Raw genomic sequence first — 14,702 nt, 5'->3', positions numbered from 1 at the left:
CTTCAACGGATGGAGGGAGCCGGGTGGAGGAGCTGACCCGCGGGCGCCGGCTGCTGGTGCTCGCGATCTGTTGCTCGAGCCTGTTCATCGTCGGGCTGGACTCGACGATCGTGAACCTGGCACTTCCCGCGATCCGGTCCGAGTTCGACGCGCCGGTCGCCAAGCTGCAGTGGACGATCGACGCCTACACGCTGGTGCTGGCCTGTCTGCTGATGGTCTCCGGGTCGACGGCGGACCGCGTCGGGCGGCGGCGGACCTTCCAGGCCGGGCTGGTGCTCTTCGGGATCGGGTCGTTGCTGTGCGGAGTCGCGACGAGTATCGACCTGCTGATCGCGTTCCGGGTGCTGCAGGCGGTCGGCGGGTCGATGCTGAACCCGGTCGCGATGTCGATCATCACCAACACGTTCACCAACCCGCGTGAGCGCGCCCAGGCGATCGGGGTGTGGGGCGGTGTCGTCGGGCTGAGCATGGCGGTTGGTCCGGTCGTCGGAGGCTCGCTGGTGGACGCGGCCGGGTGGCGGTTCATCTTCTGGATCAACGTGCCGGTCGCCGTTGCCGCCTTCGTCATGACGGCGCTGTTCGTACCGGAGTCGCGGGCCGCCGTACCGCGGCGGATCGATCCGGTCGGGCAGGTGCTCGTCATCCTGCTGCTGGGCAGCCTGACGTACGGGATCATCGAAGGTCGGTCGGCCGGGTGGGGGTCGCCGCTGATCGTCGGATGCTTCGTCGTGTGCGTCGTCTCGCTGGCGTCCCTCGTGTACTACGAGCGTCGCCGGGAGGAGCCTCTGCTGGACCCGCGGTTCTTCCGCAGCGCGCCGTTCTCCGGGGCCACACTGATAGCGGTGTGCGGGTTCTCGGCGCTGTCCGGGTTCCTGTTCCTCAACTCGCTCTATCTGCAGTCGGTGCGCGGGTTCAGCGCACTGCACGCCGGTCTGCTGACCCTGCCGATGGCTGCGATGACTGTCGTGTTCGCGCCGGTGTCCGGGTGGCTGGTCGGTCACCGCGGCCCACGGGTGCCGCTGGTCGTCGCAGGCACCATGCTGACTGTGGCGGGTCTCCTGCTGTCCCAGTTGACCACTACTACTTCCACTGCATGGTTGCTGGTCAGCTATCTGGTCTTCGGGCTCGGCTTCGGGATGCTGAACGCACCTATTACCAACGCGGCGGTCTCCGGGATGCCGCGTTCCCAGGCCGGCGTGGCTGCAGCGATCGCGTCGACCAGTCGCCAGGTGGGTGCCTCGCTCGGTGTTGCTGTCGCGGGGACTGTCCTCACGGCGCGTCTGGTCGGCTCTTTCGAGTCCGGCTTCGTCGACGCGGCCAAGCTGTGCTGGTACATCATCGCGGGCTGCGGTGCGCTGGTACTGGGGCTCGGTCTGATCACCACGACCCGCTGGGCCCGCCGTACGGCAGAGGACCTCGTCAGGGCTGGATGATCTCGGCCCGGACCAGTGCCTTGAGCCGGCCGCGGAGGATCTTCTGGCGGCGTTCCTCGTCCGGGAACAGGTCCAAGTAGGCGGGGCCCTTGGCGGCGAGCAGGTCGTCGTCGAGGCGGCGTACCGTGCCTGCCGGCGCCCGGTGCGTCATGGCGGCCTGCACTGCTTCACTGTCGATCCCGGTGAGCAGCTCGGTGAGTTGCTCCTCCGTGGTGACGCCGATGCGGTGCAGGATGCCCAGGATCCAGGCGTAGTGCGTGGTCTTCGCGTGCGGCGCGTCGGGATACCGACGGGTCAGGTACGTCGTCAGCGTGGCCGTCGTGAGGTCGAGCGGCGCCTTGTCCTCCGCGGTCGCCGCCAGCTCGCGGTACAGGCGGTCGATCTCGGTGAACTCGTTGTCGGCCAGCTCCATCAGGGCCGCCGCCAGCAGGAACCGCCGGTCGAACTCGGGCTTGCGGTCCGGTGGAATGTCCAGCTTGTACCGGATGTCGTGCTCGAACTCGGCCCACGCGTGCTGGACCGCCGTACGGACCTGGATCTCCATCACGAGGTTCTTCAGTACGGCGTACTCCGGGAGCTCGCGGCGGTGCTCGTTCAGCCGGACCAGGTAGTGCTTGCTGGCGTATCCGAAGACGCCCTGCGCCCGGGTGTGCGCGCCCATGTCGGTGTGCTCGACGATCTCGAACTCTTCCTCGATCACCTCGCACACCCGGTCCACCGCCTCGACCAGGAACGTGATCACCCGGGCCGCGACCAGGTCGGTGATCTGGTTCAGCGGGTCGTCGTACTTCGGCCTGGCGGGATCGTCCGGGTGCGGCTTGGAGGCCTTCGCGAGAAACGACTCCGGGTCTTTCGCGCGAGCCGTCGCGCTCAGGTAGTTGATGCCTTCCTCTTCGCCGATCAGCTCGTTGATCAGCGCCTCGAGCTTGCGCGCGCCGCCGACGTACTGCTGGTGCACCCGCTCGTACAACGCCCCTGCCTGCGGAGCCCACTCCACCATGGCGGAACCATAGTGGTCTTCGGGTCGCTCACGGTGTCTATCGGTGTCTAGTCATTTCACTAGAAAGCCGTAGAGACCCCTCGCGACACGCTCTGGCCGTCGATCGGTCAATCTACGGAAAACGCTAGACGCGCTCATACAGTGAAAGCATGGATCCGATCCGGAATCCCTATGCGCCCGGCGCCGGTCAGCGGCCGCCTGAGCTGGCCGGACGCGACACCGAGGTGCGGCAGTTCGAGGTAGTGCTCGAACGGGTCGCGGCAGGCAGACCGGAGCGGAGCCTGGTGCTCAGCGGACTCCGGGGCGTGGGCAAGACGGTCCTGCTCAACACACTGCGCTCACAGGCCATCAAGCGAGCGTGGGGTACCGGCAAGATCGAGGCCCGGCCGGACCAGAGCATCCGGCTGCCGATCGCACAAGCGCTGCACACCGCGATGCGGGAGCTGGGCCACCGGCACCGCGACGACCAGAAGGTCGACCAGTTCAGCGCCGTACTGAAGGCGTTCGCGCTGCGCACCGCGGTCAACGACCGCAAAGGCATCCGCTGGCACCCGCCTGTCGACGTGGCCGCGGCGAAAGGCCGGGCCGACTCCGGTGACCTGGAGATGGACCTGATCGAGCTGTTCACCGACGCCGCGGACCTGGCCGGCGACCTGACCGTCGGGGTCGGGCTGTTCATCGACGAGATGCAGGACATCAGCGCCGACGACCTGTCCGCGCTGTGCGCCGCCTGTCATGAGATCTCGCAGCAGAGTGCCCCGCTGGTCGTCGTCGGCGCGGGGCTGCCGCACTTGCCCGCCGTACTGTCGGCCAGCAAGTCGTACTCCGAGCGGTTGTTCCGCTACATCCGTGTGGACCGGCTGGCGCGTGAAGCGTGCGACCGGGCGCTGATGGTGCCGGCCGAGAGCGAGGGCGTGCAGTACGACGAGGAGGCTCTGGACGAGCTGTACGCGCAGACCGACGGCTACCCGTACTTCGTGCAGGCGTTCGCGCACTCGACCTGGGACCACGCGCCGACCTCACCCATCACCATCAAGGACGTCGCCGTCGCCGCCCCCGAAGCATCCGCCGAGCTGACCGTCGGCTTCTTCGGCTCCCGCTACGAACGTGCGACGCCCGCGGAACGCGAGTACATGCGCGCCATGGCAGAGCTGGGCATCGGCGTCGACGACGGCTCCGTCCCCACCGCCGAGGTCGCCAGCACCCTCAACCGCAAACCCCAGTCCCTCTCCCCGGCCCGCGACGGCCTGATCAAGAAAGGCCTCGTCTTCTCCGCCGAACGCGGCACCGTAGCCTTCACCGTCCCCCACTTCGGCAAGTTCCTCCGCACCCGCACAGCCTGAGGTACTGGTGGAGGGGTGAGGACAAGCTGACGGCTGTGGTGTGTGGGTGAGGTGGTAGGCCCACGCGTGCTACGCAGCCGCCACTCGTCGCTCCGCTCCTCCCCGCGCCCGCTACGCGCGCTCCCACCACACCCCCGGGCTGGCGCCCGCGGGTTCGCGCTGCCGCGCGTAGTAACTGCAAGCCGACGCACTGCCGGACATGACCGTCGCCGCGAGCGGACCCTCTTCCCCCGGGCCGGCGCCGGTACATCGGCTTCGCACCGATCGGGCGACCACTGCCCAACTGCCTTTGACCTGAGGGGCGCCTCACGGGCGAACAGTCGACCCGCCCGCGGGTGGGAACACCCGGACATCGACATCATCGGCGACGGCTGCGAGTCCGTGGTGAATGAGCGGTTCGACAACCGCCCAGTCAAGTCCGCCGTACCCACAACCGAGCGGCGGGACGGCGATCGACCGGAGATCGTGGTCGCGAACAACTCGGACCAGATCTTCCAAACCTGAGCTGATGTCCTGTGCCTGTGAACGTGAGCGCCAGTGCTTCTTCGTCGGAAAGTTCACGATGAGGAGGGGCGGGGCCGCCGATCCCGTGCTCCAGACGTGCATCTTCCCGAGCTGCACCTCGCCGCGGGCGCAGGCGTCGGCGTAGTCGTCGAACATCGCGGGCCACGCTCGCTTGAACTGCAGCGCGATTCCCTTGCCCATGATCCCGGCTGTGTTGACGGCGTTGACCAGGGCATCAGCATCCTGACGAAGCAGATCGCCGGTCACGGTCCTGATCATCTTGCCCATACCTTTCGTGCGTCATATGCCAGGTCAGCAGTCGTACCAGGCAGATCCGACAGTCTGGATCTCCTCACTGCCAGGACGACTTAACGCAACCGGGCTTTCGTGCTTTGGCAGGTATCGGTAGGGTCACTTGTCATGACCACCCGGCGGAGCGGCCAGCGGACTGACGCGGCCAGGCGGCGGAGTGGGCGGCACAGTCGGCGGAGGTCGTACAAGGGGCAGTGGCTTGTGGTGACGGCGTTGGCGGTGCTGGGGACTGTGGTGGTGGCGCATCCGGATGTGGCGCATCGGAGCAGTCTGGCGGCGGAGGCGGTGGCGGGGGTTGACGCTGTCGCCGAGGAGGTGCCGGTGGCTGCGACGCCCAAGCCGACGCCGATCGCGACGCCGACGCAGAAGTTCACGACTCCGTTGCGGCCGGCACCGACGCTGACGCGCAAGCCGAAGAACGCGAAGCCGAACGTGCTGGTCTCGACCGGGAAGCTCGCGGTGGTGCCGGGGTCCGACAAGGCGACCGGGGTGCGCGACAAGCTGACGTACCGGGTCGAGATCGAGCAAGGGGTGTCGGTGAACGGCGCCGCGGTGGCGGCGGCGATCCACAAGACTTTGACCGACCCGCGCGGCTGGCAGGCGGTGCATCCGGTGAGTTTCGAGCGGACGGACCGCGTCGACGCCGACCTCCGGATCATCCTCGCGACACCGACCTTGACCGACAAGCTCTGTCTGCCGCTCGACACCGGCGGTGAGGTGTCCTGCCGCGTCGAGGACCGGGTGGTGCTCAACGCCAAGCGGTGGATCTACGCGATCCCGGCGTACAACGGCGACGTCGAGATGTACCGCAGCTACCTGGTCAACCACGAGGTCGGGCACGCGCTCGGCCACGGGCACTCGACCTGCGCCACGCCGAAGACCCCCGCGCCGGTGATGATGCAGCAGACGAAGGGCCTGGCCGGCTGCCTACCGAACGCCTGGCCGACCATCAAGGCCACCTGAGAGACTGGGCGCGACGGAGGGAGAACCGATGTCGTCGCAGGACTTCCCGACGTACGGCCGGGGCGATGAGCCCGAGAAGCAGCAGGCAGCTGGTGAGGAGCATCACTACGCTCCGCCCACGCCGTACGGCGGTGGCACGTACGCCGGGCCGCCTGCCCCGCCGGAGCAGTTCCAGTACGCGCAGCCACAGCCGTACGGGACCCAGCCGCCGCCGCAGGGCAACCCGGCGTACCACCAGCCCCCGGCCTACCGCCCCGGCGCACCCTACGGCGCCGAAGCGAGCCCGCAGCCGCATGAGCTCCCGACGTACGGCCGGGACGAGCCGTCGCGGGATCCGCGGGCCGCTCGGGTCGTCGGCCTGGCGACGTTCATCGCCGCGATCTACGGTCTGCTCGTCGTGTCCGTCCAGCGGGTCGCGCTGCGGGAGATCTCCCAGGCGCCCGGCTCGCCGCTCAACCACCCGTTGCGGACCGACGTGCTCGACGCGATCGGCCAGCTGCTGCTCCTGGTCGTCGGCACCGGCGCGCTGGTGATGTGGATCCGGGACGTGCTGGCCCGCCGCAAGGCCGGTCGTCGGCCCGAGCCGGCCGAGCTCGCCGGGTTGCTGCTGGTCGCGGTGTCGGTGGTGCTGATCCTGGTCTGGCTGCTCATGGTGCTGTCCACCGGGCTGGGCAGCAGCGACGACGCGGTGCACCGGCTTCCCACGGCGTACGGCTGGGGTGGGGTCGGCCTGCTGCTTCTCGCCGTCGGCCTGTTCCTCGGGTACCGCGAGCTGAAGCCCGACGTGGCGAACCCGGTCGTCAAAGGCGCTCCGGCCAAGGCGCCCTGGGAGTGAGCGCACCGATCGTCCTTGTGCCCGGCCTGGGCCTCGGCCCGGAGTCGTACGCGCGGACCGCCGAGCATCTCGTCACGCCGTACCACCTGGTGACGCTGCCCGGGTACGGCGAACCGGCGGGCGCTCGGGAGGACCTGCATCCGCGGGCGCTCGCGGTGGCGCTGGCCGAGAAGATCCGCGAGCGATCGGTGCTGGTCGGCCACTCGGCGAGCTGTCAGGTCGTCGTCGAGACGGCAGTGCGCTACCCCGAGCTCGTGCACGCGCTCGTTCTCGTGGCCCCGACGGGTGATGCCCGGATGTCGAGCTGGGTCGACCGCGCCGTCCGGCTCGTCGGATCCGCTATCCCGGACGTGCCGAAGCTGGTTCGGATCAGCCCGCAGTACGCGCGCACGACGCTGCCGTCGATCGCCCGCGCCGGCGAGGCGTCGCGGATCCACGACTTGGCCGCGGTGATGCCGCACGTGCGGGCCCCGGTGGTCCTGGTCCGCGGCAAGCACGACCTGATGTGTACGAAGGAGTGGCTCGAGCAGCTCGCCGAGCTCAGTCACGGCGAGGCGCGCACGTTGGAGACCGGTGCGCACATGCCGGTCGTCACGAACGGCCCGGAAGTGGCCGCGCTCATAGAACGAGCGGCCGCACTGCCGGAAAATGGCTGACGCGTTAAACTCGCAGTACCAACCTATGCGGGAGCTCGCACCGAGGATGCGCGGGCTGAGAGGGCGACAGCTGGGTCGCCGACCGCCTGAACCTGACCGGGTAATGCCGGCGTAGGGAGTGGGGTCACTCATGACCGATACAGCTGTTCGTCCGTCGAGCTCCACCGAGGCTCCGCTCGTTCTCACCACCGATGCGCCGCGCACGCTCGGCTTCTTCGACCAGTTCACGCTCTGGGGCAACTTCGGCATCTCGCTGTTCGGCCCGGTGACCGGTGCGCTGGTCGCGGCGTACACCGGCTCGCTGTGGCAGGGCCTGCTCGCGGTCGTCGTCGGCTGTGGGATCGGCGCGCTGGTGCTCGGCGGTGCGGCCGTGTTCGGGTCGCAGACCGGAGCGCCGGCGATGGCATGCCTGCGTGGTCTGTTCGGCCGCCGCGGCTCGATGGCGCCGACCGTGCTGAACATCGCGCAGAACGTCGGCTGGGCGACGATGGAGATCATCGTGATCTCGCAGGCCGCGGTCGCGGTGACGAGTGAGCGCTGGCGCTGGCTGTTCGTCGTCCTCGCCGGGCTGATCGCGACCGCGATGGCGGTGCGTCCGCTGGGCAGCGTGAAGATCCTGCGCAAGTTCATGGTCTGGCTGGTGCTGCTGGCGTCGGTGTACCTCTTCGTGCAGGTGCTGAGCAAGCCGACGCACGCCCTGCCGCAGGACAGCGTGTTCGGCTTCTGGCCGGCGGTCGACCTCGCCGCGGCCGGTGTCGTGTCGTTCGCCCCGCTGGCCGCGGACTACACGCGGCACTCGCGCACCAACAAGGCAGCGTTCGCCGGCTCCTCGCTCGGCTACGGCCTGGCCGCTATCGCGTACTACGCCCTCGGCGTGGTCGCCGTGGCGACGCTGGGGACGAACAGCGAGGACGTCATCACCGCACTGGTCACGTTGCCGGCCGGTGCGATCGCCCTGCTCGTGCTGCTGGTCGACGAGGTCGACGAGGCGTACGCGAACGTCTACTCGACCACGATGGCCACGCACAACCTGATCGGTCACATCGACCGGCGGTGGATCTCGGTCGCGATCGGCGTGATCGCCACCGGGATCGCGCTGTTCATCGATCTCGGCAACTACACGCAGTTCCTGTACCTGATCGGCTCGGTCTTCGTTCCGCTGTTCGCAGTCGCGATCGCCGACTTCTTCGTGGTCAGCAAGATGCAGTGGGACGTGTCCGGTACGGCGAAGTTCCGCTGGCAGCCGACCGTCGCCTGGCTGATCGGCTTCGTCGCGTACCAGCTGGTGAACCCCGGCACCGTCGCGGGATGGTCGCCGTTCTGGACCAAGCTGCAGCAGGCCCTGTTCAACGACCAGCCCGTGCCCGGCTGGCTCGGTGCGACGTACACGTCGATCATCGTCTCGATGGTGGCTGCGGTACTGCTCGGCCGGATCGGTCGGCGGCAGGCTGCCTGAGCAGCACCAGCGCGACCGCCGGGAACACGAGCACGGACAGCAGCCCGGCGCAGACCAGAGCGGCGGCGGTGACCGGGCCCATCAGCCCGGTCGCCACGCCGATCTGGGTCGCCGTCACGATGAACGGCAGCGACGTCGCCTGCAGCAGCGCCGTCGCAGCCGTCGCTCGGGGGCCGAGCGTCCGCACTGCGAGGTACGCCGGTGCGCCGCGGACGACGAGCAACGCGAGCAGGAACAACGGCACCCGGACGAGCGCGGCCGGGTCCGCGAGCAGGCCGCGCAGGTCCAGCCGGAGCCCACTCGTCACGAAGAACACCGGGATCAGGAACCCGTAGCCCAACGCCTCCAGCTTGATCCGGAAGCGTGGATGCGAGGCGGCGTCCCGGTCGACCAGTCCGACCACCGCTCCGGCCAGGAACGCCCCGAGGATCGTCTCCAGCCCGAACTGCTCCGCCAAGGCGACGAAGGCGACCAGCAGCACCACAGCGGCCCGGACCCGGATCTCAGCGGTGGTGTCCTGCAACCGCAACAGCACCCCGCCGATTCGCTGCGAGCGTCCGGCCGTGGCGACGACGAGACCTGTGACGACCACCAGCAGAGCGAACAGCCCCACCATGATCAGCCGTTCGCCCGCACTGCCGCCTTCCGTCGAGAAGACGAGCGACAGCACCAGTACAGCGGCGAAGTCAGCAACCGACGCGGCCGCGATGGTGAACTGCCCGACGCTGCCCTCGGCCTTGCCTGCGTCCTTGAGGACCGGCACGACCAGACCCAAGGACGTCGCTGACAGCGTGACAGCGAGCAGGAGCGCGCTGTTGACCCAGCCGACCGCCGAGAATCCGAAGCCGGCAAGCCCGCCCAGCAGCAACGTCACCAGATAACCCAGCACCGCCAGCCGCAGGACCTGCCCGCGCAGTCGGTGTACGTCGATTTCGAGGCCGGCCAGGAACAACAGGAAGCCCAGCCCGAGCAGCGACACGATCTGCAGCGGCAGGTCGATGTCGATCAGGCCGAGTCCGTGCGGACCGAGCACGATCCCGGCCACGATCTCCAGGACGACCGCCGGGACCCGGAGTCGCGGTGCGAGGCCGAGCAGCAGCGGTGCGAGCAGCGCGATCAGGACGACCGCGAACAGGTTGGTGAACTCCACGTTCGGCATACCGCTTCAGTGCCGTCGACGCGGCCGGACGTTACGCGGTCAACCGCGCGGGAACGAGCGGAAGGCGTCGAGCAGCCGATCCCGGGTCTCCGCGGGCAGGTTCTCGGGCTGGACCTGACCGACCTCGGCCGCGGTCCGGCGGATCTGCTCGACGTAGATCTCGCAGCCGTCGCACAGCGCCAGATGCTCGACGAACCGCTGCTCGGTCTCCGGATCCAACGCACCGTCGAGATGGGCGGTGACGAGCTCGACCAGCTCGGCGCACGTCATGCGTCAGCTCCCGTGAAGTAGTGGTCCAGCCGGCCGCGAACGGCGGCCCGGGCGCGGTGCAGCAGGACCCGTTGATTGGCCATGGAGATCTCCAGCAGCGCACACACGTCCTCGGCGTCGTGTCCGTCGATGTCCCGTAGCGTCAGCACGACCTGCTGCCGGATCGGCAGGCCTTCGATCGCCGCGGCCACGGTGGACCGGACCTCGTGAGCCAGGACCTCGCTCTCGGTGGTCGGCCAGCGGTCCGGGAACGTGCGCCAGCCGCCCGGGTACTGGTCGTCGGCGCCTCGGAAACGCTGCGGGTCGACCGTCGGCTCGTTGTCCGTCACAAGGCTCGTCCAGGGGACGGTCCGCTGCTCGCGGGTGGCCCGCTTGCGGGCGATGTTCACCAGGATCCGGTAGACCCACGTCCGCAGCGACGACCGGCTCTCGAAGCGCTCGATCCCCTCGAACACCGCCAGCCAGGTGTCCTGCACGACCTCCTCGGCGCTGGCCGACGTGGACACGAACGACCGGGCCAGCCGCAGCATCGAGCCGGACCAGCCGTTCAGCAGGCACGCGAACGTCTCCTCGTCCCCGGTCCGCAGCCCGGCGACGAGGACGTCGTCCGTCGGCAGCACCACCCCCACAAGCCGACGGTACAGCAGCACCCCGGACGTCAGCGGTACTCCGGGTTCTCGAAGTCGAAGCGGCACCCGGCGTCCCACTCGGAGCGCTGGTTGCCGTGCGCCGGTACGCCGCCGGCGTCCTTCAGCATCCGCGCGAGGTGCAGCAGGTTCCAGGTCATGAAGGTCGTGTTCCGGTTGGTGAAGTCGTTGTCCGGCCCACCCGAACCTTCGTCCAGGTACGACGGTCCCGGGCCGGCCTCGCCGATCCACCCGGCGTCGGCCTGCGGCGGGATCGTGTACCCGAGGTGCTGCAGCGAATACAGGACGTTCATCGCGCAGTGCTTCACACCGTCCTCGTTGCCGGTGATCAGGCACCCGCCGACGCGGCCGTAGTACGCGTACTGCCCGTGCTCGTTCAGGATCGACGAGTTGCCGTACAGGCGTTCGATCACCTGCTTGGTGACCGAGCTGTTGTCGCCCAGCCAGATCGGTCCGGCGATCACCAGGATGTCGGCCGCCATCACCTGCTCCTGGATCGCCGGCCAGGCATCGGTCGCCCAGCCGTGCTCGGTCATGTCCGGCCAGACCCCGGTGGCGATGTCGTGGTCGATCGCGCGGATCACGTCGACCCGGACACCCCGTTTCTCCAGGATCTTCCGGCTGACGTCGATCAGTCCCTCGGTGTGGCTGACGGCCGGCGACCGCTTCAGCGTGCAGTTCAGGAACAGGGCGCGGAGGTCGTCGTACTCGGTCATCGTCGCTCCTCAGAGAAGTTCGGCATCCTGCTCGACGCAGAGCAGGACCGGGCCGGTGGCGGTGAACAGTTCGGTCATCGCGTCGTCCAGCTCCTGACGACGGGTGACCCGCAGGCCGGTCGCGCCGCAGAGTTCGGCGTACGCGGCCCAGTCGGGGTTGTGCAGCGAGGTGTGCCAGACCGGATAGTCGGCGGCGAGTTGTTCCTTGCTGATCTTGCCGAGCGAGTGGTTGTCGAGCAGTACGTGCTTGATCGGGATGCCGTACTTGACCGCGGTCGTGAGCTCGGCGGCGTACTGCGCGAAGCCGCCGTCACCGGTCACCGCGACGATCGGCCGGCCCGGTGCGGCCGCCCACGCGCCGAGCGCGGCGGGATACCCGAAGCCGATCGATCCGAGGTAGCCGGACATCAGCACCGGTTGGCCTTTCGACTCCAGGTACCGGCCGAGCGAGTACGCATGGTTGCCGACGTCAACGGTCACGACCGCGTCCGCGGGCAGATGCTTCGAGAGCGCGTCGAACACCGCTGCCGCCGACACGCCGCGGCCTCGGTCGTCGTTCACGCGCCGCTGCTTCTCCGCGCGCCAGATCGCCCAGCGCTCGGCCACGTCCGGCCGCTGGTCGTCGGCCTTGGCCTCGCCGAGCATGCCGGTGAGCGCGGACAGTGCGAGCCGCGCGTCGCCGAGCACGTCCACGGCGACCGCGTCGAAGCGTCCGATCGCGGTGTGGTCGTCGTCGATCTGGACGATCGGCTTGTACGCCGCGATGCCGGTGTGGTTCGAGAACGAGGCGCCGGCCACGACGAGCAGGTCCGACTCGTTCATCAGCCAGCTCGCGACCGGCGTGCCGCTGCGGCCGAGCACCCCGGCGCCGAGCGGATGCGTGTCCGGCAACAGGCCCTTGGCCTTGAAGGTGGTCAGCACCGGCATGTTCAGGCGCTCGGCCAGCTCGCGGACCTCGGTCTCGGCTGCACGGGCGCCGTGGCCCACGATCATCACCGGCCGGCGCGCATCGCGGATCAAGGCCGCCGCACGGACCAGCGTGTCCTCGTCCGGCCGGATCCGGCGGCCCGAGAGCCGCCCGCTGGGGTTCTTGGCCGCCGCGTCGGACGGTTGGACCTGCACCTCGTCGGGCAGTACGAGGTGTGCGACGCCGCGGCCGTCGATGGCGTGCTTGACCGCCAGCGCGGCCAGCTCGGCGTGATCGCTGCCGGCCTGGACCGCCGTACTCGAGACGGCGACGTCCTTGAAGACCGCGGTCAGATCGAGGTCCTGGAACGCGCCGCGGCCGAGCCACTTCGACGGCACCTGACCGGAGACGGCCAGGACGGGCGAGCCGTCGAGCTTGGCGTCGTACAGCCCGGTGAGCAGGTTGGTCGATCCCGGACCGGCGATCGCGAAGCAGACCGCAGGACGGCCCGTGAGCTTGCCGTAGGCACCAGCCGCGAACGAGGCCGCGCCTTCGTGCCGGATACCGATGTAGGTGAGTTCACCGCGGTCCTCGGCCCGTCGCATCGCCTCGGCGAACCCGAGATTGGAGTGCCCCACCATCCCGAACACATGACTGATGCCGTGGGCAACCAATGTCTCCACGAGGACGTCGGCCACGGTCCGGGCCGCTTCCTGCCGGTCCGGCAACTGCACGTAGACCCCGTCCGCCCGCTCGTCCACCGGGTACGACGGGACGCTGTCGGAGAACCCCTCCGGCGGCTGACCGCTGATCGGGTCGTAGTCGTACCCGTGCCACGGACACCGCAGCAGCCCCTTCTCGATCGACCCTTCCCCGAGCGGGCCGCCTTGGTGCGGGCATTTGTTCTCCAGCGCACCGAGCCGCGCTCCGCAGCGGGCCAGCGCGATGCTCCGGCCGTCGACCACCACGCTGCGGACGCGCCCGTCCGCCGGGACGTCGACCTCGTCCACCCGATGCCAGTCCATGTAACGTCTCCCACCCTTCGCGGCACCAATCGATCAGGTGATCAGTGCCGACACACGGCCTGGGCGTTACAGAGGAGACCGCAGCCATGGACGAACGTTCGCTCGCCGTAACCCGTCGATCCCTGCACGGCGTCGCCGAGCTCGTCCTCGCCGGGCCGCAACACGGGCGGGGAGGCGGCATCCGGCTGCGCGTCGTCCCGGGCGGGTTCGGGACCATCGACGGCGACTTCCGGGTCGAGGGCGACGCACTCGTCGCGCCGGCGGGCACGGTCCGGCTGACCGGCACGTACGCCGGGCTCGCGGCCGCCGTGGGCCTCGAGGCGAGGCGGCTCGACGAGGTGTACTCCGGCGGCCCGATGATCGCCCCGCACGAGCACCTCGAGATCGACCCGGCCGCGGCCCGGTTGCTGGCGGCGGCCTTCGCCCGCGGTGACGCGGCGCTGCGGGCCTTCGCGCCCGGCGAGACGCCCGTCCTGTGGCCCGAGCACTTCGACGTCGGGATCACCGTCGACGAGGTCAACTACGGCGTCTCGCCCGGTGACGACCACCTGCCCGAGCCGTACGCGTACGTCGGGCCCTGGACGCCGCGGACCGGCGCTTTCTGGAACGCGCCGTTCGGCGCCACCCGACCGTTGGCCGAACTGTCCGACGTACTGGAATTCTTCAGCGCCGGCAGATCCCTGCTGGACAACTGACCCACCGGGACCGGAATACTTGCCGCATGCTGAATTCCGCACTGCGTAGCCGGGCCGAATACGCCGAGCTCGGCGCCGACGGACTGGCCGCGCGGACAACGCCCGAGCGGGACGCCGCCGTCGTCGCGGCGGTCGAGGAGCTGCTGGTCGGCCGCGAGTCGGTGCTCGACCTGTGCTGCGGGTACGGCCGGGTCGCGCTGCCGCTGCGCCGCGCGGGCAAGGTGGTGCGCGCGCTGGACATCTCGCCGAACCTGCTCGAGGCCGGCCGGGCCGCAGCCGCCGAGGAGGAGCTCGCGATCGACTGGGCGATCGGCTCGATGACCGACCTGCCGTACAAGTGGGACTCGTTCGACGCGGTGATCTGCCTGTGGACGGCGTTCCACGAGTTGTTCGCCGAGGACGAGCAGATCTCCACCATCTGCGAAATCTCCCGGGTCCTGAAGCCGGGCGGGATCGCGATCATCGAGGGCCCGGTCTGGGGCCCGGCGACCGCGGCCGAGATCGCAGGAGGGATGCGGCAGGGACCGGAGCACCGGATCGTCACCACCGAGCACGACGACGATCGCAGCAGCGTGCACTTCATCCACGACGAGATCAGCTACGGCCGGCTCTGCGCGGCCGCCGGAATCGACGACTACAAGGTCTACAAACGCGACTGGGGCGGCCGCCGCCGGCTGATCCTGGAGATCCATTCCCCGGCATCTTCCTGACGCGTCAGGAAGGGCAGATCCCCACTCCACATTGGGGATCTGCCCTTATGAATTTCGAGTGTAAAACCATT

Annotated in this window: 15 protein-coding genes and 1 riboswitch; of the genes, 8 read left to right on the top strand and 7 right to left on the bottom strand. The window is 69.2% G+C overall.

Annotated features, from left to right (window positions below):
- The first annotated feature begins 23 nt into the window (after positions 1-23).
- Complete coding sequence (locus tag ABZX12_RS15130; protein ID WP_355693418.1) at positions 24-1,433, top strand: DHA2 family efflux MFS transporter permease subunit; 1,410 nt, start codon at positions 24-26, stop codon at positions 1,431-1,433.
- Here the strand turns inward: ABZX12_RS15130 and ABZX12_RS15125 are convergent.
- Positions 1,420-2,433, bottom strand: coding sequence for a (p)ppGpp synthetase (locus ABZX12_RS15125; RefSeq protein ID WP_355693416.1), 1,014 nt, complete (start codon positions 2,431-2,433; stop codon positions 1,420-1,422). The genes ABZX12_RS15130 and ABZX12_RS15125 overlap by 14 nt on opposite strands.
- Positions 2,434-2,582: 149 nt before the next feature.
- Here ABZX12_RS15125 and ABZX12_RS15120 point away from each other — a divergent pair, with 149 nt between their 5' ends.
- On the top strand, positions 2,583-3,776 hold the full coding sequence (locus ABZX12_RS15120; RefSeq protein WP_355693414.1) for an ATP-binding protein: 1,194 nt from the start codon (positions 2,583-2,585) through the stop codon (positions 3,774-3,776).
- 306 nt (positions 3,777-4,082) lie between these two features.
- Here ABZX12_RS15120 and ABZX12_RS15115 read toward each other — a convergent pair whose 3' ends face one another.
- The gene (locus tag ABZX12_RS15115) at positions 4,083-4,559 is read right to left on the bottom strand and encodes a macro domain-containing protein (protein WP_355693412.1); all 477 of its coding nucleotides are present in this window, start codon (positions 4,557-4,559) and stop codon (positions 4,083-4,085) included.
- Between the two features lie 354 nt (positions 4,560-4,913).
- On the opposite strand from ABZX12_RS15115, the gene ABZX12_RS15110 reads away from it, so the two are divergent.
- The 4 genes from ABZX12_RS15110 (at position 4,914) to ABZX12_RS15095 (ending at position 8,502) form a co-directional block, all read left to right on the top strand.
- Entirely contained in the window at positions 4,914-5,555 is a 642-nt protein-coding gene (locus ABZX12_RS15110; RefSeq protein ID WP_355693410.1) for a DUF3152 domain-containing protein, read from the top strand.
- A 28-nt stretch (positions 5,556-5,583) separates the two neighbouring features.
- Positions 5,584-6,390 carry a hypothetical protein gene (locus ABZX12_RS15105; RefSeq protein ID WP_355693408.1) on the top strand — a complete coding sequence of 269 codons (807 nt, stop codon included), beginning with the start codon at positions 5,584-5,586 and terminating at the stop codon, positions 6,388-6,390.
- Positions 6,387-7,046: an alpha/beta hydrolase gene (locus tag ABZX12_RS15100; RefSeq protein ID WP_355693407.1), complete on the top strand. Its 660-nt coding sequence runs from the start codon at positions 6,387-6,389 to the stop codon at positions 7,044-7,046. Before ABZX12_RS15105 ends, ABZX12_RS15100 begins: the two co-directional genes overlap by 4 nt.
- 17 nt (positions 7,047-7,063) lie before the next feature.
- A riboswitch (TPP riboswitch) is annotated at positions 7,064-7,181 on the top strand.
- A complete protein-coding gene (locus ABZX12_RS15095) occupies positions 7,177-8,502 on the top strand; it encodes a cytosine permease (protein WP_355693405.1) in 1,326 nt (441 codons plus the stop codon). (Overlaps the previous riboswitch by 5 nt.)
- On the opposite strand, the gene ABZX12_RS15090 is transcribed toward ABZX12_RS15095, so the two are convergent.
- The 5 genes from ABZX12_RS15090 to ABZX12_RS15070 are packed head-to-tail and all read right to left on the bottom strand — an operon-like array spanning position 8,441 to position 13,226.
- Positions 8,441-9,661, bottom strand: coding sequence for a cation:proton antiporter (locus ABZX12_RS15090; protein ID WP_355693403.1), 1,221 nt, complete (start codon positions 9,659-9,661; stop codon positions 8,441-8,443). The genes ABZX12_RS15095 and ABZX12_RS15090 overlap by 62 nt on opposite strands.
- A gap of 39 nt (positions 9,662-9,700) precedes the next feature.
- Positions 9,701-9,931, bottom strand: coding sequence for an anti-sigma factor (locus tag ABZX12_RS15085; protein WP_355693401.1), 231 nt, complete (start codon positions 9,929-9,931; stop codon positions 9,701-9,703).
- Positions 9,928-10,560 (bottom strand): sigma-70 family RNA polymerase sigma factor, encoded by a 633-nt coding sequence (locus ABZX12_RS15080; RefSeq protein WP_355693399.1) that lies wholly within the window; start codon positions 10,558-10,560, stop codon positions 9,928-9,930. The genes ABZX12_RS15085 and ABZX12_RS15080 overlap by 4 nt, the downstream gene beginning before the upstream one ends.
- Before the next feature lie 29 nt (positions 10,561-10,589).
- A complete protein-coding gene (locus ABZX12_RS15075; RefSeq protein WP_355693397.1) occupies positions 10,590-11,294 on the bottom strand; it encodes a flavodoxin family protein in 705 nt (234 codons plus the stop codon).
- 9 nt (positions 11,295-11,303) lie between these two features.
- Positions 11,304-13,226, bottom strand: a complete 1,923-nt coding sequence (locus tag ABZX12_RS15070; RefSeq protein ID WP_355693395.1) for a thiamine pyrophosphate-binding protein — start codon at positions 13,224-13,226, stop codon at positions 11,304-11,306.
- An 86-nt stretch (positions 13,227-13,312) separates the two neighbouring features.
- Between ABZX12_RS15070 and ABZX12_RS15065 the strand changes: the two genes are divergently transcribed.
- Both ABZX12_RS15065 and ABZX12_RS15060 read left to right on the top strand, forming a co-directional pair.
- Positions 13,313-13,921 carry a hypothetical protein gene (locus tag ABZX12_RS15065; protein ID WP_355693393.1) on the top strand — a complete coding sequence of 203 codons (609 nt, stop codon included), beginning with the start codon at positions 13,313-13,315 and terminating at the stop codon, positions 13,919-13,921.
- Positions 13,922-13,947: 26 nt separating this feature from the next.
- Positions 13,948-14,631 (top strand): class I SAM-dependent methyltransferase, encoded by a 684-nt coding sequence (locus ABZX12_RS15060; protein WP_355693391.1) that lies wholly within the window; start codon positions 13,948-13,950, stop codon positions 14,629-14,631.
- Positions 14,632-14,702: the final 71 nt, after the last annotated feature.

The organism is Kribbella sp. NPDC003505, assembly GCF_040610875.1.
Taxonomy (GTDB): domain Bacteria; phylum Actinomycetota; class Actinomycetes; order Propionibacteriales; family Kribbellaceae; genus Kribbella.
Note: the sequence above shows the minus strand (reverse complement) of the source record. Positions and strands in the feature narration are given on the sequence as shown.